The organism is Halalkalibacter sp. AB-rgal2, assembly GCF_041821005.1.
GTDB lineage: Bacteria > Bacillota > Bacilli > Bacillales > Bacillaceae_D > Halalkalibacter.
In genome coordinates this window covers 52284-73162 of the sequence record NZ_JBGUAV010000020.1, presented here as the reverse complement: position 1 = coordinate 73162, position 20879 = coordinate 52284, and the positions used below count along the sequence as shown (strand labels likewise).

Below are 20879 nucleotides of genomic sequence, written 5' to 3'. Positions count from 1 at the left end.
GTGACCTATGAAATCTGACTTACATGAAGCCTTTCAAAACCCGGGTCATGAATTTTCACCGATTCCGTTTTGGTTTTGGAATGATCGTTTAACGAATGAAGAGATTAAAAGGCAAATTCACGAGATGGACGATAAAGGGGTCAATGGATTTGTCCTACACCCCCGAATTGGTATCCCAAAGGATATTGGCTATTTGACCAATGAATTCATGGGATATGTGAAGGTCGCTGTTCAAGAAGCGAAGCAGCTAGGGATGTCGGTCATCCTCTATGATGAAGCGATGTATCCGTCTGGATCGGCTAAAGGGATGGTCGTCAAGCGCGACCCGGAATACGCTAGTCGAGGATTAAAAGTTGTTGAGCTTCCTTGTGAGGGGCAAAAGGAGTACGCCATCGATCTGGACGAAGAGGAGCGACTGCTGGCTGTCTTTGCGGCGAAAAAAATAGACGGACTGGCGCTTGTCCCAGATTCGATACAAGAGCTTAAGATTCATGAGAAGACGGTTCGATTTGTTGAACCTGAGGATGGTGGACGATGGGTTATTCTTACTTTTATTGAAACGAATTCGGGAGGTAATATACGCGGTATCCATTTCGGTGAGGATGACGGGGAGGAACATGCCCCACCATCAGCTGATCTACTCAATCCACAAGCGGTCAAGGCGTATATCGATATCACGCATGAGCGTTATTATGACGTGCTTCAAGACGAGTTTGGTGAAACGGTGATCGCGATGTTTACTGATGAGCCTGACATATTAGGTCGCAATGCAAAAGCAGGCGTCAAGCCGTGGACAGGTGGCTCATTCGCTTGGTATGAGCAGTATGGTGGAAAGAAGGGTGACCTTCCAGCATTATGGTATGATGTGGGAACAGAAACCGCCTCGATGCGTAAGCGTTATGAGCAAGCGGTCTATCAACGCCTTTCCGCCGTTTATTATGAGCCATTAAGTCGCTGGTGTGAGGAGCATGGGATTGCTTTAACGGGACACCCAGCGGAAAGTGATGACATTGGCTTACTGGATCATTTTCAAATACCTGGACAGGATGTCGTTTGGCGCTGGGTCGCACCGGAAGAAGGCAAAGGGATAACAGGACGCCACTCGACCGCTGGAAAATGCTCAGCCGATGCAGCACGGCATCGTGGGAGAAGAAGAAATGCTGATGAAGTGCTCGGTGTTTGTAGCAAAAAAGGTGGATGGGATCTTTCAGCTGGTGATATGAAGTGGTATTTTGATTGGTTGTTTGTTAGAGGAGTTAACCTGATCATTCCTCATGCCTTTTACTATTCAATTGATGGAAAAAGACGGAGTCACGAGCGTCCGCCCGACGTTGGGATGCATAGTAGCTGGTGGCCTTATTACCGGTTCTTTAGTGATTATATCAAGCGTTTAAGCTGGCTCATGACCGATAGTGTGAACACGACGAAGGTCGCAGTTCTTTGTCGAGAGAATCACTTGCCGTGGGAAATTGTGAAGCCATTTTATGAACAGCAAATCGAATTTAACTATATAGAGGAAGCTCTCCTATTGTCTGAGGCTGAAATTGTGGATGGCTTGATTCAAATCGAGGCACAATTGTATTCTACCGTTGTCATAGACGGTGGTTATTTGCTTGAGGAAAAGACGAAACAACAGTTACGGGACTGGATCAAGCAAGGTGGAACGGTGATCACCGTTGGAGAAGAACGAATCGTGGAAGGAGCGGTCATCGTTTCAAAACCTGAAGAAGGATCGAATCGGTTAATCGAGTCCGAACAGCAAACCGTTCGATTAAACCCACGATGCTCTAATATTCGGATCAGTCACGTTGAAAAGGAAGATCACTCCTTCTACTTGCTTGTCAATGAAGGCGATGAGTCATTCAATGGTACGGTCACATTACGTGAAACAGGTACAGTTGAGCTGTGGGATGCATGGTCGGGAACGACAGAGGAGCTTGGTCAAGTGAAGGAGATTCCTATCACCTTACATCGACGTGAGAGTATTATAGTGATGGTCGACCCTAATGATCGAGAGTCGGTCACAAGAGCTCAAGTACCGAAAAAGGAACCGATTAGAATGATTGAGCTAAATCAAGAGTGGACGGTATCAGGAGAAGCATTCGAAAGACAAACGACCGCGTTACGATCATGGACAGAGTGGACATCAATGACCTATTACTCAGGAACGCTCACCTATAGGACGACATTTCATTTGCAGGAAACGATTGAGCAGGCTGTCATCGATTGTGGTGAAGTCGACGAAATCGCCAAGCTGACGGTGAATGGAGAAGAAGTAGGCGTAAAGATGTGGGCACCTTATACGTTTGTGCTAACAGGCTTGTTACGTGAAGGAGAGAATGTGATCGAGCTTGCTGTGACGAATAGTAAGGCGAATGAAATGGACCAGGTCGCTTTGCGTTCCGGGTTGATCGGGCCTGTTACGGTTGGGATGTTTGGGGGTTAATACCCTTCAGGTTCATTGAAGAGGCTTTTCACGAGTGAAGTAAACTTGTGAGAAGCCTTTTTATGTTTTAGTACTTCTCTGATTCATTGTTTTAATCGTTTGATTTATTGGTGAGGCAATATTAATCATAGGCTATTATCGGTTTTCTATAAATATTTCAAACTATCGTTTGAAATTAAATTAATCAAGAGAAAATTACTTCTGGAGTATGTGATATATTAGGATAAAAGCAAGGAAGGTGATAACTATTAATAACTAATATAGACGTTAAAAAGTTAATTAAATCAGAGTCATATAATATATTTGTAGTTACTTCCTGTTCACTGGAAATAAAAAGAAGAAAAGAGTGATGACTTTGATAAAGGTATTAATTGTAGATGATGATCAACTGGTTAGAAAAGGTTTAATGTTTGTTATCCCTTGGAAGCGATTTGGGATGCAAGTTGTTGGTGAAGCAAATAATGGTCAAAAAGCGTTAGATTTTTTGGGAGGTCATAAAGTTGACCTTATTATAACTGATTTAAATATGCCTGTTATGTCGGGTATTGAATTGTTACGCATTGTACATGAAACATATCCGGATATTTTCATCGCGGTCTTAACTTTACATCAAGATTTTGAGTATATACAAGAAGCTCTTCGTTTAGGTGCAATTGATTTTATTACGAAGGTCGAAATTGAATTAGATTCAAATAAGTTAGATCAAGTGATGGGGCGAATTTGCAAGCGAATTACTGACAAGAAACAAGTGGCTAGACAGCAAGTAGGTCACAATTCATGGTTTTCGATAGATAGAGGGTTTGCTATTTTTCTAGAAGAACGATCAGAAAAGAAGAAATGGCTTGATTTAAATGTTAATCAAGAAGATATTATAGTCGAAACAGTTGACCCATTATTTTTGTTTTGTACAGCCTTTGACCATGTGAATTTTCAGGAAAGGAACAGTTCTGATAGTGTTATTTTGGAAGTGAGAGGTATAAAAGAAAAACGTTATAATGAAGTCTTTCCTTTATTATTAGGCTATAGAGATAAGTTGATTTTTTATCATGATTCGTCTCAACTGATCAAGAAATCAATTGGAGATATTGAAAAGGAAAATCATGATTCAATCAAGGAAATAGCTAAAATCAAAAAGGAGCTTTTTGATTTTAAATGGGTGTATCAGTTAGAAGAATATGAAACTATAGTTAGTAATTTAGAAGCACTTCAGTTACATCCGGATGAAATCTTTAAGCTATTGTATGAAATGCTCGTGAAATGGGAAGAGGGGTATCCTTATATTCCTTTACACTCTATGGAAAGAGATTTTCATTTTTATCAATGGAAAGAAGTTGTGAATTGGCTAGAGCATTTTAAGTATATGATTAAAGTGGTTGCTGGAAGTCGTTATTCTGTTGAAGTGGTCAATAGTATCTTACAAGCAACCAAACTAATTAAAGAACAGCTACAACAACCTTTAACTGCAGATGAAGTAGCGAGGATGGTTAACATGAGTCGGAGTTACTTTAATAAATGTTTTAAGGAGATTATCGGGAAATCTTTTCATCACTATTTAAGGGAACTACGTATAGAAAAAGCGAAAAGAATGATTGAGCAAACGAAAGACCCTGTTCATATCATTGCCGGTGAGATTGGCTATTTAGATGAAAAATATTTTAGTCGGATCTTTCGTGAGCAGACAGGCTTTCTACCTAGTGAATATCGTAAAAAACATAGAAGCGGTGAAAGATGGCTATAGTCAGTATGAAATTTGGCTTAAGAGTGAAGTTTATTTCATAAAAAAACAATCAATCCTCCCCCTTATATGTGTTAATTGTCATAAATGTAAGCGCTTTAAAAATGTTAAGATACTTACTAAGGAAAGAGGTTATCATGAAGTTTATCTTATTAGTTCATATGATAAGGGGAGACGTTAATATGAAAGTACTCGTTATCGGTGAAGTGCTAGTTGAAATAATGAGGCCGCTTGTTGGTGTTTCATTAGGTGAAAGAAGTTCATTTATAGGACCTTATCCTAGTGGAGCACCAGCTATATTTATATACAATTTAACGACATTAGGGAGCGAAGGGGGGATTATATCTAAGGTTGGGCAAGATGTGTTTGGAGACCTGTGTGTTAACCATTTAGAAATGTCAGGTGTTGATGTCAGTTGTCTGAAGAAAACCGATATACCAACAGGAGTCGCTTTTGTGACGTATTACAAGGATGGTAGTAGAGATTTTCTTTATCATATTCGTAATGCTGCTTGTGCCCATGTTACCGATGCCGATATTCACGATAAATGGATTGATGAGTACGATTGGATTCATATAAATGGCTCTTCATTGTGTATGAATCAATCTATGCGAGATGTAAATCTTAGGGTTGCAAAGAAAATGAAAGAAAAGGGCGGAATCGTTAGTTTCGATCCAAACATAAGACCTGAACTCATGGTATCACAATCGATTTCTACTACTATTCATGACATTCTTCTCTTGTGTGATTATATTATGCCAAGTACAGGTGAGGAATTGATTATTACAGGAAAAACGAATCGTGAAGAGGCGATAAATGCTTTACTTAATTACGGTATTAAGCAAGTGTTTTTAAAATTAGGGAAAAACGGTTCTGTCGCTTATAGTCACAATAAAATTGACTTTGTCCCTGCTTTTAATATTGAAGAAAAGGATGCGACAGGAGCTGGGGATTCTTATTGTGCAGCAATTGTATATGGTCTAATTAAACGATGGGAAGGACAAAAGCTGTTAACTTTTGCGAATGGTTTAGGAGCAATAGCGGCTAGTCACGTAGGCCCAATGGAATGGAAGATGAATGAGCGAGATGTTTGGAATTGTATAAAGAAATACAAGGTTTAAATTCTGAATATTAGGAAAAATCAATTATTTTTCATAAGTTGTTTTTTATGACATTTCAAAAATACATGATAAAAAAGGGGAGTAATGACGTGATGAAAAAATGGTCATTTGTTGTTTGTACGTTGGTTTTATTTATGTTTTTAGTGGCGTGTAGTGAAAGTGGAACGACTGATGGAGTTGATACAGATGAAAACGGTGTGAGTAATGAATCTTCTGATCAAACAATCGTTAGAATGTGGTTTGGTCGTGAACAATTTATTCCTGAGGATAGATTTGAAACTTTCCATGCAGAAAACCCTGATATTAAGGTGGAGTGGGATGTTATCCCATTAGAGCAAGCTGTGGCAGATTATTTAAGGAATCATAATGCTGGTAATGCTCCTGATATTGTGCAAATTTTTCATGAATATTCCCAAACGCTTGCCGTTCAAGGAGCTGCATTAGATATGACACCTTATTATGAACAATGGGAACAGGAGGACCCAGAAAGCTTTAATAAATTACTGCCACAAGCATTTAGCATTCCAAGCTTTGAGGGAAGACCGTATGGTTTGGCAGTACATGCAGCACCTTATTGGATGGCATATCGTACAGATTGGTTTGAGGAAGCAGGAATTGAACAGCCAGAAACATGGGACGATGTCCTTAATGCGGCAAGAACGTTAAAAGAGGGGGGATATTTAGACAATAATCAATATGGCTTTGTACTTCCTGGGGATCGCACCTCACCTCCGCTTTGGTTTTCTGCTATGTTTATGTCAATGGGTGGACAATATTCTGATACTGGATTGCCGCTTGTTAATTCAGACGCAGGTAAGTATATTGTGGATTTCTATCAAACGTTAGTTAAAGAAGAATTGACTAGTAATGAAGTTCTTTCTTGGGCTTCTGGTGAGATGCGTGGGGCCTTTATGAGTGGTAATGCCGCGATGATTCCCGAGGCATTTAATATGTTCGCAGCGTTTGCGGGAGAATTGGAATATGGCACTGAATGGGAAGGGATGGTTCAGCCTTATCGTTTAGGAGCAGAAGACGATTTTAGAGTAAATATGTTCAGTTGGCCGCTAATCGTCAATTCGGATACAGACCACCCAGAAGAGGTGTTGAAAGTTTTACAATATTTAACTGATACAGATATAGTACGAGAAGTGGCAATTAACTATCAGCCAACGACAAATACCGAAGTAATGGAAGAATACTATCAAGTCAATGAATGGGCGCAGGGGTTTGAGGATGATTTTTCATCTGGAGTTGTATTACCTAGTCATTTACGTCAGCCAGAAGTATATAACATTCTAAATGATATGACACAGGAAGCTCTAAGTAATGTTGATCGAGACCCTGCAGATATTGTAACGGAGTATCAAGAAAAATTAAATGAGTTAGATGATTAACGGATTGAGATAAAGTATTAGTAATGGGTTGGCTACATTAAATAGCCTAATGAGGAGAAACTCTCCTCATTAGGTGTGTAGTGAACGTAACGGCTGTCTAGGTCTACAGTTCCGGTATTTAGAAGGAGGTAGTGTTTAGTGAAAAGTAACTCACAGGCCAGTATACAATCTAATTTGCATCCGAAAAAAAGTCGACAATGGGATGTCCTTAAGAAAAGGTCTGTACCTTATATATTGATATTTCCAGCTCTGTTGTTTGTTGTTGGTGTTTTGGGATATGCCGTAATTGCTGGTACGTTAATGTCCTTTTTTGATGTTGATTTGAATAGACCTGGATCTCCATTTGTTTGGTTTGATAATTATAGTTATTTATTTACAACACCGATATTTATTGAGTCGTTATTAAGGTCATTAGTATTTGTTTTTGGGAGTATTATCATCGGTTTAAGTTTAGCAATGATTTTTGCCTTAAGTTTGTATAAAGCTAAAAAGTTTAGCAATTTTTTTAAAGGGTTAGCATTAGTCCCCTTTTTAGTCTCAGGCATTGCAACGGCGATTATGTTTCGTTTTGTGTTTAGTGGAGATGTCGGTATTATCAACATGATTTTAACAATGATTGGCTTCGAGCCTATTCTCTTTTTATCCACACCTAATTGGGCTTTATTTGTGACTATTTTAGCCAATGTTTGGTTTGTCTGTCCGTTTGCCACACTGATTTTATTAGCAGGTATTCAATCGATTGACCAAGAGATGTTTGAAGCCGCGATTGTTGATGGCGCAACAAAGTTGACAATCTTTTTTAAAATTATCCTACCACTGATATCTCCAATGATGGGGATTAGCTTGATTTGGCTAAGTTTTGCTAGCTTTAATATGTTTGATGTTATTTTACCACTAACGGGTGGAGGGCCAGGAAGAGCGACTGAAGTGATGGCTGTATATATGTATAACGTTGCTTTTGATGAACTTAAGTACTCACTTGGAAGTGCAGTAATGGTTATTATTTTACTATTCAATGTTATTACCAGCATGGTTTATTTGAAAATATTCAAAGTAACGGAGTGATCTGATGAACAAAAAATCATTTTCTCTAACGAATATCAAAAAAGGGGTAAGTGAGCGCATATATTGGGTCCCATTATTAATTTTGACTATGTGGACTATGATTCCATTAATATGGGCGTTATCAGCTTCCTTTAAAACACCAGTAGAAGTTTATAAAACTCCACCTTCATTAATCCCAGAATCGTTTAATTTAACAAACTATATAAGGGTTTTTGAATATGAGAATTTCTTTCGCTATTTATTTAATAGTACGTTCCTAGCTATTGTCTCAACAGTATTAGCGGTGACAGTTAGTATTATTGCCGGATATGCGTTTGCTCGCTACGCTTTTAAATGGAGACACATTTTACTGCTATTTATATTAGTCCCACGTATTTTACCTCGTGCAGCACTTATAGTACCGCTATTTACCGGGATGACTGCCGTTGGGTTATATGACACATATCTTGCGTTAATTTTAGTCTATACAGCTTCAGCAGTTCCTTTAGCGACATGGATTTTAGCAGGGTTTTTTAAGGTTATTCCTAAGTCGTTAGAAGAGGCTGCTGCAATCGATGGAGCAAGGCCTTGGCAAATTATTTGGCATATCGTGATGCCGATTTCCTTACCAGCGATCATTACGGTTAGTATTTTTTCATTACGTGAGGCATGGAATGAATTCCCCTTTGTGTTGTCGTTAACTTCTTCATCAGAAATGAGAACTTTGCCATATCAGTTATTCATGCTAAGGGACAGTATTGGTATTCAAGAGTGGCCGATTGTTTTAGCTTTTGCTATTGTGACCATTTTACCACTTCTCATTTTGTACTTAATTTTTGAAAAGCGTGTGGTAAGTGGTATTGTCGGTGGAGCCGTTAAATAAATCTAAATACTTTCTTAAGGGGGTTATCGGCAAATGGGGTTAGCTAATTTGAATGATGTATTAATTGACATATCAAAAAAGAAAAAGGCTGTTGGTGCGTTTAATGCTCATATTCTAGATATGATTCCAACTCTTGTTGAATTGGCTGAACAAACTAAATCTCCTTTCATTATACAAATTACAGAAGAAACTCTTCGTTTCAGTGGCTTAAAGCATGTTTTGAATGTTGCACGTAGAGCGATTGAGGAAGTAGATACTCCAATTGTTCTTCATTATGATCATGGGAAAAATATAGATAGAATTAAAGAGTGTATTGATGCTGGATTCACCTCAGTTATGTATGATGGGTCAAAACTGTCATTTTACGAAAATGTAAAAAATACGATCGAAGTTGTTCAATACGCTCATCAATATGGTGTAACAGTAGAAGCTGAGTTAGGTCACGTTGGAATGGCTAATAAATTGATCGAGAGCGAAGCTGGTGTATTGACAATACCTGAGGAAGCTAAGGAGTTTGTTGAACATACGAGCATTGATGCTTTAGCAGTTGCTATTGGGACGGCTCATGGCATATATAAAGGTCCAGTTCAGTTAGATATCGATAGGTTAATGGCTATTAGAAAGCAAGTATCGATCCCGTTAGTTTTACATGGGGGATCAGGTGTAAATGAAGCAGAGCTGACAAAGGCAATTGATGCAGGTATTTCAAAAGTCAATATTGCATCTGAACTAAAGGCACCATGGGCTTTTGGTTTAAAAGAATTTATTCAATCATCGCCTCACGAAATTGATCCAAGAAAAATTTTGAAGCCTGCACTTGAAAAGTATGAACATGCAGTCTATGAAAAGCTCTGTCTATTAAAATTAATTGATCATGAAAAAAAAGTATGACAGACGCAAAAGAAAGGAGCATATGATGAATTCAGAAGGTCTTTCGGGGATTGCTTATAGCTTTTGTAGGTGGTTTACACGGTTAGCTTTTTTAAATTTTCTTTGGATATGCACGACAGTAGCTGGATTAATTGTTTTTGGCATCTTTCCTGCAACTGTAGCGCTTTTTGCCGTGACGAGAAACTGGATAATAGGAGAACGTGATGAATCGATAGTAAAAGTTTTCTTCCAAGTGTATAAAAGGGATTTTCTGAAGGCGAATAGACTAGGTTTTATAGTGATGGGGGTCGGGTGCGTTCTTTATTATAACCTTTCTTTTTTAAATAATTTAGCTAGTGACATGGTCGTACAAGTGATGTATTTAGGTACATTAACCCTCTCTCTTATTTATGTGATCGTACTAATGTATCTTTTTCCTGTTTTTGTTCATTATGATATTACGATTTGGCGTGTAATAAAAAGCGCATTTATAGTAGGAGTTTCCAACCCGCACTATACATTTTTAATGACCAGTAGCTCTATTTTGATCTACATTCTATTATTTATAGTAGAGTTATTCTTGTTCTTTAGTGTAAGTATAATAGCATTGCTCATCATGTGGTGTGCTTATCAAATATTTGAGAAAATAGAAAATATCAAATTAGAACGAGAATCAGCTTCTTCATGAAAATAATTACAACGCTTACAAAATGCACGGCATAGACTTTTAGAATCATCTATATCTTGAAGGAGAGAAGGTGCTATAGAAAATAATGAGGTTTTATAAAGAACTCACTCTTAGAAAAAGAATTGTTTTTTTATTTTCTCTAGCGGCTTTTATCCCTTTTATATGTACTGTTTTGTTGTCTTACAAGACGATTTATTCTATTTCAGAGAGTAAGTTGGAGGATAAGGTTTTAAGTAATTTAAGACAGGTAGAGTTGACATTGTCTTATGTGCTAGATAGTTTAGATCAAGTGTCTCAGCAATTTGTTTACCCAAGTAGTTTAGCTCTTCAATTGAATGATTATTTGCAAACAGACGATGTTAATCAAAAAATGGTTTTAAAAGAACGGATATCAACTGAATTGGGCTATATTTCATATACAAATGCAAATATGGGTTTAACGGTCTATTTAAGTGAGAATGAGTCTACTTATTTTCAAAACATGTTTATTAAAGATAGTTTTTCTTTTGATGAGCTGCCATTACTTACGGAACGTAGGGGAGATGCTTTTTATGGACCGCATTTAAGTAGTAATCGCTTGGATAATCAGTATGTTATATCTTTGGTTCGAAATGTCGGATTACCGAATAATGATTCAGTCTATTTATATTTAGAGACAAGTGTAGGTTTAACAAAGAGTTTGTTGGATATTAATTCAACGGATAATAATACATTTTACTTAGTTTTAAATGAAACCAGCGACATTATTTTTAGTGAGTTGAATTTTATTTTTCCAGTTAGTAGTACATTTGAAAGTGCTATTGATGGGGAGAAATCAGGATTAGTGGATGAGTATTATTGGTTTCAAAAGCAGAGTGATTTAGGCTGGAGTGTTGTGTCGTTAATTCCGAAGAGTGGTTATGATAAAGAACGCAACCAATGGATTATGCAAATGGTGTTGTTAGCTATTATTTTTGGTTTCTTTAGTTTATTTATTGGTTGGTTGCTTTGGAAAATGGTCTATAAACCTATTCATCATTTTGATAAGGAAATTTCCTTAATTACGAAGAATGAACTCGATGTAAAACCACTACCGACTCATATCCCTGAATTTGATGAGTTATTAGAACATTTACAAAAAATGAAAAAGCAGATTGCGATACTTATTCATGAAGTGGAAAAGAAGGAGAAAAAGCGAGCAGATTTAGAAATTGAGAAACTTATGTATCAAATTAACCCACATTTTTTAATGAATTCACTTGATACGGTTAGGTGGATAGCGGTACTAAATAAACAAGATGAAATAAATGAGATCGTCTCTTCATTAAATAAATTACTATACTATAATTTGAAAAGGCGAGGAAAAATATCGACGGTAGAAGAGGAACTAGATTCATTACGTCAATATTGCAATTTACAAGAAAAACGTTATCAATTTACGTATAATGTACGAATTCGTGTGCCATATAAGCTATTAAAAACACCTATTCCGATGTTTATTCTCCAGCCGTTAGTCGAAAATTCGATCTATCATGGATTGGGTGATGAGGGAAGGATAGAAGTAGTAGTTATTCAAGTAGATAATGATTTACGAATTACTGTCTGTGATAATGGAGCAGGCTTGACTGTAGAGGAGCGAGCTAACATATTGACTGATGGTAATGATGAAGAAGGTTTAGGTATAGGGTTAAATTATGTAAAAAGAATGTTAAAGAATCATTATCAAAATAAGGCAAGTTTAAACATCGAGAGTCGAAAAGGGGAAGGAACGAAAGTTATGTTGACATTACCAATAAATCAATGAGAATATTTGCATGTTCATAACACAATGGAAGTAATGGATATGTTAGGCTCTTTAAGGATAAAAAACATTTCCACACCAAAAAACTTCCCTATATCCATGCCCAAAGAAAATGTTTTGACATACATTAGTTAATAATAGGCTAATGAACTAGTGCGAGCGTATAAACTAGTGAAAAATGAGTCTTTCATTTGGGAGCGGTAGTGTTACAATAAAAAGGGAAAATGGATGTGGAGGTTGAATATGAAAATAAAACTTGGGTTATTATACGGTGGGAAATCGGCTGAACATAAAGTATCATTACAAACAGCCAAGGCAGTTATTCAAGCATTAGACTTAACAAAATATGAAATTCATCCCATATATATATCAGAAACAGGTGAGTGGATCAGAGGGGAGCAGTTGCAACGCCCGGTCGAGGATGTGGAGGAGCTCCAATTAAAAGAAGGAGATACAGTTTCTCCAGTTGCATTGAACTCAGAAATCTTTCCGGTTTCAATCCATCATGAAACGACTGCTGATAAAATTGATGTCGTCTTTCCATTGCTTCACGGTCCGAATGGGGAAGATGGGACGGTGCAAGGCCTATTAGAGCTGTTAAATCTCCCTTATGTCGGCAATGGCGTACTAGCATCTGCTGCTGGCATGGATAAGGTGATGATGAAAAATATTTATGAGCAGGCAGGAATTAAGCAAGCTAACTACGTATCCTACATTCGTACCGATTGGGAAAAGAACACGGAAGAAGCGTATCAAAACGTTGAAAAAACACTTAGTTACCCGTGCTTTGTGAAGCCAGCGAACTTAGGATCAAGTGTTGGGATTAGTAAATGTAACGATCGAGAGAGCCTAGAAAGTGCTTTTAAGGAAGCCTTTGAATATGATCGTAAAATTATTATTGAGGAAGGAATCGACGGACGAGAAGTGGAAATTGCCGTTTTAGGAAACGATGACCCGCAATGCTCGGTTGTTGGTGAAATCGTTCCGAAAACCGATTTCTATGATTATAAAGCAAAATATGAAGATGGAGACACGGGCCTTATTATTCCTGCTGACATTACCGAAGCGGAATATAAAGAAATCAAGCGTGTAGCGATACAATCGTTTAAAGCGCTCGACTGCTCTGGACTCGTTCGTGCCGATTTCTTTTTGACGAAGGACGGCGACGTGCTCATGAATGAAGTGAACACAATGCCAGGCTTTACACCATTCAGTATGTTCCCGATGCTTTGGCAGGAATCAGGCGTTTCATACTCCGAGCTCATTGAGAAGCTCGTTCAGCTAGGAGTAGAGCGTCATGAGGAGAAACAGAAGATTAAATATACCTTTTAAGACATATAAATAGGGATGAGGTTGACTCGACGGTGAGTCAGCCTCCTTTTACTTAACGTATAATTGGAAGAGGATGAATCATTTTTCCAAAAGGAGCGATTGTAATGATAAAGAGAACGTTTAAGGACATTGCTGAATGGGTGAACGGTGATGTGGTTGAACAAAATGGGATTACTGTAAAAGCAGTAGGCGTTTCAACAGATACAAGAACGATTCAAAAGGGAAACCTATATATTCCTATCGTCGGTGAGAACTTCAATGGTCATGACTTTGTCAGTACAGCTATCGAAAAGGGAGCAGCAGGAGCGCTTTGGCAACGAAATCAGCCGAACCCTCCTGCTCATATACCGCTTATTTATGTTGAGGATTCGCTATTGGCATTGCAAGATTTAGCAAAAAACTATATCGCAAGCCTGTCTACAAAGGTCATTGGTATTACGGGTAGCAATGGGAAAACAACGACGAAGGATATGGTCACGTCCGTACTTGCAACGATGTATAACGTTCAAAAGACAGAAGGAAATTACAATAACCATATTGGGTTACCGTTAACCATTTTGCAATTAGAGGAAGACACAGAAATCGCTGTGTTGGAAATGGGCATGAGTGGGCGTGGAGAAATTGAGCTTCTTTCGTCTATTGCTAAGCCCGATGCTGCAATTATTACAAATATTGGAGAGTCCCACTTACAGGATTTAGGTTCGCGTGAAGGGATTTCCGAAGCAAAATTGGAAATTACGGCAGGCTTGCGGGAAAATGGAATGCTTATCATCGATGGTGATGAACCATTATTAACAGAAAAAATCGTAAACAGCCCGTATCAGGTGACGACGGTTGGTCGTTCTGAGGTAAGTGACTATTATCCAATGCAAATTAAGCAGAAGAGTGGAGGTACTTATTTTACGATAGATGGTGAGGGGGAGTTCTTCATTCCTGTTCTCGGTAAGCATAATATTCATAATGCTCTTTCAGCGATCGCGCTTGCGAAGTCGCTGGGGGTATCGAACGCTAATATTAAAAAAGGGCTAGAAATGATGAAGATAACAGGGATGAGGACGGAATTGCTCGAAGGAAAAGCTGGAGTGAGGATCATTAATGACGCGTACAATGCGAGTCCAACTTCTATGCGAGCCGGGATTGAGTTACTGCAGGATTTACAGGGCTATAAGAAAAAAGTAGTCGTGCTCGGTGATATGCTGGAGCTCGGTGAGAATGAAGAATCGTTCCATTATGATGTGGGAAAAGGAATCGACAAAGAGAAAATCGATTATGTTTTCACATTTGGTGCACTCGGCAGAAAGATTTCGGACGGGGCGAAAGAGAATTTTTCAGAGGAGAGAGTCCAGGCATTTAATGACAAACAAGCATTGATTCAAACATTGAAGGGGATCGTTGAAGGGGGAGATATCGTCTTAGTGAAAGGCTCCCGTGGTATGAAATTAGAAGAGGTTGTTGATTCATTAATCGGTTGATACTAAATAAGGCTCCTGCGGAGAGCGCGCCCCCCATCTCGGGAGCGAGGTCGAGGCGCCGTATCGTGGCAACTAAAGCCTGTCGACAGGCTATAAGGATCTTGGCATACGCCAGATCCTTATTTGTATGTTTCAGCATGACGAGAGGGATGTTGGTTTTAGGATGAAGCCGAGCTTGAAGCAGTGACTACTGCTGCAGTTGTCGCAGCCATAACGGCCGCTTGCATGGTTTGCATCGTATCAGAAACGGCTTTGCCGTGTGGGCTCTTTTTCATCAACATATTAATCTTTTCTTTTGCTTGCTTGTATTCGTCTTTTGAGAAGAGCTGCTTGTCGATTTGGCATGCTTTTAACAAACCAATTAAGCTAAAGATTTGCTCTTCCACCTCCTGATCTTCATTGGATAGGACGGCTTTTCTAATTTTTTCACGAATGCTATCCTCTCTGCCAGACTGAGTGGAAGGGTACACGTTTTTAGTGAAAAGAAATAACACCTTTTGCTCATCCTTTGTAAGAATCCCTTTTTCAATTAGGCGCTCAACGAAGGGGATATGCTTCTTATGCCAGTTTATGTGAAATCCGAGTGTTTGTACGACACGTTGCAGCTTAGGCGTTTTTCCATAGTATTTGTCTCTTAAATATAGCAATGAGTCGTTTAACAGCTCATCGTTACACTCGATATTCTGTGGTATATGGATAGTTTTGTCTTTTTCGTTATAGTCTAAGTAGCGTTGCATCGTTAATTCCATTAAAACCGCACCAGCTAGGCCATAATGAATGGATTGTGATGCATTCATGTTCATTTTCCCTGTTTGATCATCTAAAGCAATTAATAATAATTTTTCGGCAAGGGTTAACATACGATCAGCCTCCTTAATTATATAGGCGCTGAAAAAGTTTGATTTTAAACTTTTTCGTGTCCTTTTCCTATACTAATAGTACGAGATGATTAGAAGAAAGGTTTCGAGTATGGATAGGCACAAAGCATATTTCTGCGAATAAAGTATAGTATGAGACTCTTCTTGTTTGCCGACAATGAAGTAAGAGGTGATAAAGGTGGTTCGTATCCAATGTAGTGTGTGTAAGCAGTGGTGTGTTGAAACGATCACGTTTCGATCTGTTTCGCTTTGTGATGAGTGCGAAAGGTTTGTGGTTCAAACGGAGATCGGTGAAGGGAATTATGATCAGCTAGTTGATACATTTAGTGAAACACAAAAAAAATAATATGGAGAATGGAAAATGCGTAACCCAACTATGATACATTATAGTTGGGTTATAGAGCGTGTTCAAGATGTAGCGACTCTGCACATGACTGTAAAGTTGTTCGAAAAAGTCCAATATGTATTTTGATCAAGTGTAAAAAGGAAGAAATAAGGTGAAGGAAATGAAGCATTCAAAGCCATTAATTACTGCGATTCAACAGCATATAAAACAGCAACCTCTCTCTTTACATGTACCGGGACATAAAAATGGTCATGTTTTCTCACACGCGCTGCAAGATGATTTTCAATCTGTGCTACCGTATGATGTAACAGAGCTGATAGGGCTTGATGATCTCCATGATCCAACTGGCCCGATAGCTCTTGCGCAACAGAAGGCAGCTGATTTTTATCAAATGGGTGAAACCCATTTTCTTGTTGGAGGGTCAACAGCGGGGAATCTCGCGATGGTGTATGGTTTATTTGAGCGAGGAGATACGGTCCTTTTGCAACGCAATAGCCATAAGTCGCTTTTTCATGCATGTGAGATTGCTGGAGTAACACCGGTCTTGGTAACACCAGAGTATGATGAGCAAACAGGGCAGGGCGTTGGAATAACAGTAGCTATCGTCAGACAAGCACTGGAGCAATACCCGCAGATTAAGGGTGTTATATTAACGTATCCCAATTATTTTGGTGTGAGCATGGACATTCAAGAGGTAATTCAGGAGGCGAAGAGCCAGGGATTAGCTGTACTAGTAGATGAGGCTCATGGGGCACATTTTTCCATTAGTCAGCAGTTTCCCCCGTCAGCTTGTGAATTAGGAGCGGATGTCGTCGTGCAATCTGCACATAAAATGCTACCAGCGTTAACGATGAGTTCTTTTTTACATATAAGTAAGCACCTTCCTATGCAGGTTGCTCATAGTATAAAAGAAGCACTAACGATGTTCCAGTCAAGTAGTCCATCCTATTTGCTAATGGCCTCACTTGATGGTGCTCGCGAGTTTGCAGAAAGGTTAACAGAAGAAGACATTGAAAATATCTTGGCAGGGATCAATGCTAGTAAGCGAGAATTAAATACTATAAAACAGATTAAAGTGATAGAGTCGAGCAATCAAAGCTATCATTATGATCCGTTAAAAGTTACAATTAGATCAAGAACTGCATTATCAGGCTATCAGCTACAGGAAGTGATGATGGAGTGTGGCATGTACGTTGAATTAGCAACAGAGCGAGATGTTCTGTTCGTGTTTGGTTTGGCTCCCGTACGCTTGGACACAGATGTGCTAGATAAGCTAAGAGAAAAGCTTTCTATCTATTCTGTCGTGAACGAGGAAGATTCAATTTCTCTCTCATCCTGGGTGTCAGATGTACGTTTTACTGAAATGAAACTCGGTCGAGTTAATCAGCTTCAGCAAATAAGAATTCCACTCACTGAAGCGTGTGGACGAATGTCATTAGAGTCGTTTATTCCGTACCCACCTGGGGTTCCCGTATTGCTACGAGGAGAGGTTATTCAGCAAGGGACGATTGACTATATTCAACAATTAGCCGATGCGGGTGCTCGTTTTCAGGGGAAGAAACGAGTGGGTGAGGTTTTAGTAGTAGATTCGGAGGAAAAAGAATGAGTAAAGGTTTGTTTATAACAGTAGAAGGTGGCGAAGGTGCGGGGAAGACGACGGCACTTGATCGCCTTGAGGAAGAGCTTGTCGGAAGAGGTTATGACGTGTTACGGACGCGTGAGCCAGGAGGTATTCGAATTGCGGAACAGATTCGCGAGGTGCTATTGAATACAGACCATAAAGAAATGGATGGTCGAACAGAAGCACTCCTCTATGCCGCAGCGAGAAGGCAACATTTAGTGGAGAAGGTCTTACCAGCTATTGAGGCGGGGCAAGTCGTACTTTGTGATCGATTTATCGATAGCAGCTTGGCCTATCAAGGGTATGCGCGAGGCATTGGAATGGATGCGATCCAGTCAATCAATGACTTTGCGATTGATGGATGTATGCCTCAATTGACGCTTTTCTTTGATGTTGATCCGAATGTAGGCTTACAACGAATAGCGGCTAATCAAGAGCGAGAAAACAACCGACTTGATCAGGAAAAGAAAAGCTTTCACGATCGTGTTCGTCGAGGCTACGAGCTATTGTTAGAGCAATACCCTGATCGTATAAAGAAAATAAATGCTAATGAAGATGTTGAAATGGTTTATCGTATGGCTTTGGAAGAGGTAGAGACTTTATTAAAAGAGTAAATAAATGGTCGGGGGTTTTTGGGGGCTAACTCAAAGCCGCTTCCATTAAGTGTTACGACTATATCATTCTTAGAGGTTAAATGAAGGGAGCTGAAAGTTATGAAGCTAATTATGGCGGTTGTGCAAGATAAGGATAGTGTGAAGTTATCTGATGCGCTAGTGAAAGCTGATTATCGAGCGACGAAGCTTGCGAGTACAGGTGGATTCTTAAAGGCCGGAAATACAACTTTTCTCATTGGAACAGAAGACGAGAACATACAGGACGTTATGCGAATAATAAAAGAGAACTGTGAAAGCCGTGACCAGCTCGTTGCCCCTATTTCACCGATGGGTGGGAATGCTGATTCATACGTTCCATACCCTGTCGAAGTACAAGTTGGTGGTGCTACGGTGTTTGTGTTACCGGTTGAACAGTTTGAACAGTTTTAAGGAGTTATGATATGAAAACATGGCAGCAGTTAGCAGAAATACAGCCAAGAGTTAGTGGCATCCTCATGAAAACGTTAAAAAAGAACAGGTTAGCTCATGCTTATCTCTTTGAGGGTAGTAAAGGGGCAGGAAAAAAAGACGTAGCTCTTCAACTAGCGAAGAGCTTCTTTTGCGAGAGTCTTGAAGAAACTGAGCCGTGCCAGCAGTGTTTGTCATGTCGTCGAATTGAACATGGCAATCATCCAGATGTACATATAATCGAACCAGATGGTCAATCGATAAAAAAACAACAAATTGAGCATTTACAAAAGGAGTTTGCGTACCGTGGTGTCGAATCTATAAAAAAGGTCTATATCGTAGGAGATGCTGATAAGATGACGGCAAGTGCGGCTAATAGCATTTTGAAATTTCTTGAGGAGCCAAATGGAACAACGTTAGCCGTTCTTATGACTGAGCAAGGAAAAAATATTTTGCCGACTATTCAGTCGAGAAGTCAGCTGCTAAGCTTTGCCCCGCTGGCAAGAGAGCCATTTATCCAATTTCTAATAAATGAGGGTATTTCTAGAACGAATGCTCATTTATTGGCTAGCTTAACAACAAGTTTTGACCAAGTGAAGGAGCTCGTTCAAGAGGATTGGATTGCACAAGCACGAAGCGTAGTGATACAATTGATGGAAGAGCTTTACGGTCGACCTTCACAGTTGCTTTTTACGATTCAAGAAAAGTGGTTGGGAACGTTTAAAGACAAAGCTCAGCAAGAAATAGGACTAGATATGCTCCTATTATGGTTTAGAGATCTTTTGTTTGCCAAGGTGGGCAATTTAAATACGGCTTCCTTTGTTGATCAAGTCGATTCATTAGAGAAGCAAGCGCTTCAAAGCTCCCAGGAACGGCTTAGCAGTCACATGGCTGCTGTGCTCGATGCGAAGAAGCAATTGCATGCGAATGTGAATCCACAATTGGTAATGGAGAAGTTAATGCTTTCGATACAGGAGGGATAGAAGATTGCATCAAGTTGTAGGTATACGCTTTAAAAAAGCAGGCAAAATCTATTATTTCTCTCCAGGTACGTTTCAGTTAGAGAAGGATGAAGATGTCATCGTTGAAACCTCACGTGGAGTGGAGTTTGGACGAGTCGTAATTGAAACGAAAACAGTCGGTGAGAATGATGTCGTTCTACCGCTAAAGCAAGTGATTCGAATAGCAACAGCTAAGGATAAGCTTGTGGTAGAAGAGAATCAAGAAGCAGCGAGAAAGGCGTTTCTCGTCTGTTCAGAGAAAATTAATGAGCATCAGCTTGACATGAAGCTTGTTGATGTTGAGTATACATTTGATCGAAATAAAGTGCTATTTTATTTTACTGCTGATGGTCGAATTGACTTTCGGGAGTTAGTGAAAGACTTAGCATCTGTCTTTCGAACAAGAATTGAATTACGTCAGATTGGTGTTCGAGATGAGGCGAAGATGCTCGGCGGGATAGGGCCATGTGGAAGAGTGTTATGTTGTTCTTCCTTTCTCGGTGATTTTGAGCCTGTTTCGATTAAAATGGCAAAGGATCAAAACCTTTCACTAAATCCGGCTAAGATTTCTGGATTGTGTGGCCGACTCATGTGCTGTCTGAAGTATGAAAATGATATTTATGAGGAAGCAAAGAAGATGCTGCCGGATGTTGGGAAAATCATTCGTACACCGCATGGAAAAGGGAAAGTGACAGGTTTAAATTTACTAGAGCACCTCGTTCAGGTCGAGTTAGCTGATGGTGAGGGTATAGTCGAATTTACATTAGAGGAATTAACGAATAAACCGGTTGAAGCCACGGAATAGTGGGGTGGAGTACATCGTGGATAAGAAGGCTGTATTTACGCAAGTGAGTCAATTAGAAGAGCGTCTTGGTGAATTGCATCATGAGTTAAGAGGGTTGAAGGAGCAATTAGCCTATTTAATTGAAGAAAATCATTATTTGCAAATGGAAAACGAAAAACTTCGCGAGCGCCTCGACGTTGATGTCCATGAGGATGATTCTGAGGAGTCGTCTGGAGAGGATAAGAAGAAAAAGCCGTTTGTTGGTGAAGGTTACGATAATTTAGCAAGGCTCTATCAAGAAGGATTCCACGTATGTAATACCCATTATGGTAGCATTCGCGCTGATGGTGAGGATTGTTTGTTTTGTCTCTCATTCCTCCATCAGAAGTAACGGTTTCAACACCATGAAGTGCCCTTAAAAGG

General features: G+C 39.3%; 19 protein-coding genes. 18 read left to right on the top strand and 1 reads right to left on the bottom strand.

The genetic code is table 11. The features are described 5' to 3' along the window. The first annotated feature begins 7 nt into the window (after positions 1–7). From ACERJO_RS15120 to ACERJO_RS15070, 11 genes are all read left to right on the top strand, one after another. The gene (locus ACERJO_RS15120) at positions 8–2446 is read left to right on the top strand and encodes a glycosylhydrolase-like jelly roll fold domain-containing protein (RefSeq protein WP_373648017.1); all 2439 of its coding nucleotides are present in this window, start codon (positions 8–10) and stop codon (positions 2444–2446) included. A 355-nt stretch (positions 2447–2801) separates the two neighbouring features. Beyond that, entirely contained in the window at positions 2802–4184 is a 1383-nt protein-coding gene (locus ACERJO_RS15115; RefSeq protein WP_483867211.1) for a response regulator transcription factor, read from the top strand. Positions 4185–4363: 179 nt separating this feature from the next. Continuing rightward, complete coding sequence (locus ACERJO_RS15110) at positions 4364–5302, top strand: sugar kinase (protein WP_373648015.1); 939 nt, start codon at positions 4364–4366, stop codon at positions 5300–5302. A 92-nt stretch (positions 5303–5394) separates the two neighbouring features. Next, complete coding sequence (locus ACERJO_RS15105; protein ID WP_373648014.1) at positions 5395–6696, top strand: ABC transporter substrate-binding protein; 1302 nt, start codon at positions 5395–5397, stop codon at positions 6694–6696. Positions 6697–6834: 138 nt separating this feature from the next. After that, positions 6835–7761 (top strand): carbohydrate ABC transporter permease, encoded by a 927-nt coding sequence (locus ACERJO_RS15100; protein WP_373648013.1) that lies wholly within the window; start codon positions 6835–6837, stop codon positions 7759–7761. Positions 7762–7765: 4 nt separating this feature from the next. Continuing rightward, entirely contained in the window at positions 7766–8623 is an 858-nt protein-coding gene (locus ACERJO_RS15095; protein WP_373648012.1) for a carbohydrate ABC transporter permease, read from the top strand. Positions 8624–8656: 33 nt separating this feature from the next. Beyond that, positions 8657–9514, top strand: coding sequence for a class II fructose-bisphosphate aldolase (locus ACERJO_RS15090; protein ID WP_373648011.1), 858 nt, complete (start codon positions 8657–8659; stop codon positions 9512–9514). Between the two features lie 25 nt (positions 9515–9539). Next, complete coding sequence (locus ACERJO_RS15085) at positions 9540–10181, top strand: YesL family protein (RefSeq protein WP_373648010.1); 642 nt, start codon at positions 9540–9542, stop codon at positions 10179–10181. 85 nt (positions 10182–10266) lie between these two features. After that, entirely contained in the window at positions 10267–11964 is a 1698-nt protein-coding gene (locus ACERJO_RS15080; RefSeq protein WP_373648009.1) for a sensor histidine kinase, read from the top strand. Between the two features lie 240 nt (positions 11965–12204). Then, positions 12205–13293 (top strand): D-alanine--D-alanine ligase, encoded by a 1089-nt coding sequence (locus ACERJO_RS15075; protein ID WP_373648008.1) that lies wholly within the window; start codon positions 12205–12207, stop codon positions 13291–13293. 104 nt (positions 13294–13397) lie between these two features. Further along, positions 13398–14765: a UDP-N-acetylmuramoyl-tripeptide--D-alanyl-D-alanine ligase gene (locus ACERJO_RS15070; protein ID WP_373648007.1), complete on the top strand. Its 1368-nt coding sequence runs from the start codon at positions 13398–13400 to the stop codon at positions 14763–14765. 158 nt (positions 14766–14923) lie between these two features. On the opposite strand, the gene ACERJO_RS15065 is transcribed toward ACERJO_RS15070, so the two are convergent. Beyond that, positions 14924–15625 carry a GOLPH3/VPS74 family protein gene (locus tag ACERJO_RS15065; RefSeq protein ID WP_373648006.1) on the bottom strand — a complete coding sequence of 234 codons (702 nt, stop codon included), beginning with the start codon at positions 15623–15625 and terminating at the stop codon, positions 14924–14926. 196 nt (positions 15626–15821) lie between these two features. Here ACERJO_RS15065 and ACERJO_RS15060 point away from each other — a divergent pair, with 196 nt between their 5' ends. The 7 genes from ACERJO_RS15060 (at position 15822) to yabA (ending at position 20847) form a co-directional block, all read left to right on the top strand. Continuing rightward, positions 15822–15989 carry a sigma factor G inhibitor Gin gene (locus tag ACERJO_RS15060; RefSeq protein WP_373648005.1) on the top strand — a complete coding sequence of 56 codons (168 nt, stop codon included), beginning with the start codon at positions 15822–15824 and terminating at the stop codon, positions 15987–15989. Between the two features lie 160 nt (positions 15990–16149). Beyond that, positions 16150–17595, top strand: coding sequence for an aminotransferase class I/II-fold pyridoxal phosphate-dependent enzyme (locus tag ACERJO_RS15055; protein ID WP_373648025.1), 1446 nt, complete (start codon positions 16150–16152; stop codon positions 17593–17595). Further along, positions 17592–18224, top strand: a complete 633-nt coding sequence (tmk, locus tag ACERJO_RS15050) for a dTMP kinase (RefSeq protein WP_373648004.1) — start codon at positions 17592–17594, stop codon at positions 18222–18224. Before ACERJO_RS15055 ends, tmk begins: the two co-directional genes overlap by 4 nt. A 99-nt stretch (positions 18225–18323) precedes the next feature. Further along, complete coding sequence (locus tag ACERJO_RS15045; RefSeq protein ID WP_035345747.1) at positions 18324–18653, top strand: cyclic-di-AMP receptor; 330 nt, start codon at positions 18324–18326, stop codon at positions 18651–18653. 11 nt (positions 18654–18664) lie between these two features. Continuing rightward, positions 18665–19654, top strand: coding sequence for a DNA polymerase III subunit delta' (gene holB / locus ACERJO_RS15040; RefSeq protein ID WP_247107243.1), 990 nt, complete (start codon positions 18665–18667; stop codon positions 19652–19654). A 4-nt stretch (positions 19655–19658) separates the two neighbouring features. Further along, a complete protein-coding gene (locus tag ACERJO_RS15035; RefSeq protein ID WP_247107244.1) occupies positions 19659–20477 on the top strand; it encodes a PSP1 domain-containing protein in 819 nt (272 codons plus the stop codon). A gap of 16 nt (positions 20478–20493) precedes the next feature. Further along, entirely contained in the window at positions 20494–20847 is a 354-nt protein-coding gene (gene yabA / locus ACERJO_RS15030; protein ID WP_373648003.1) for a DNA replication initiation control protein YabA, read from the top strand. Positions 20848–20879 lie beyond the last annotated feature (32 nt).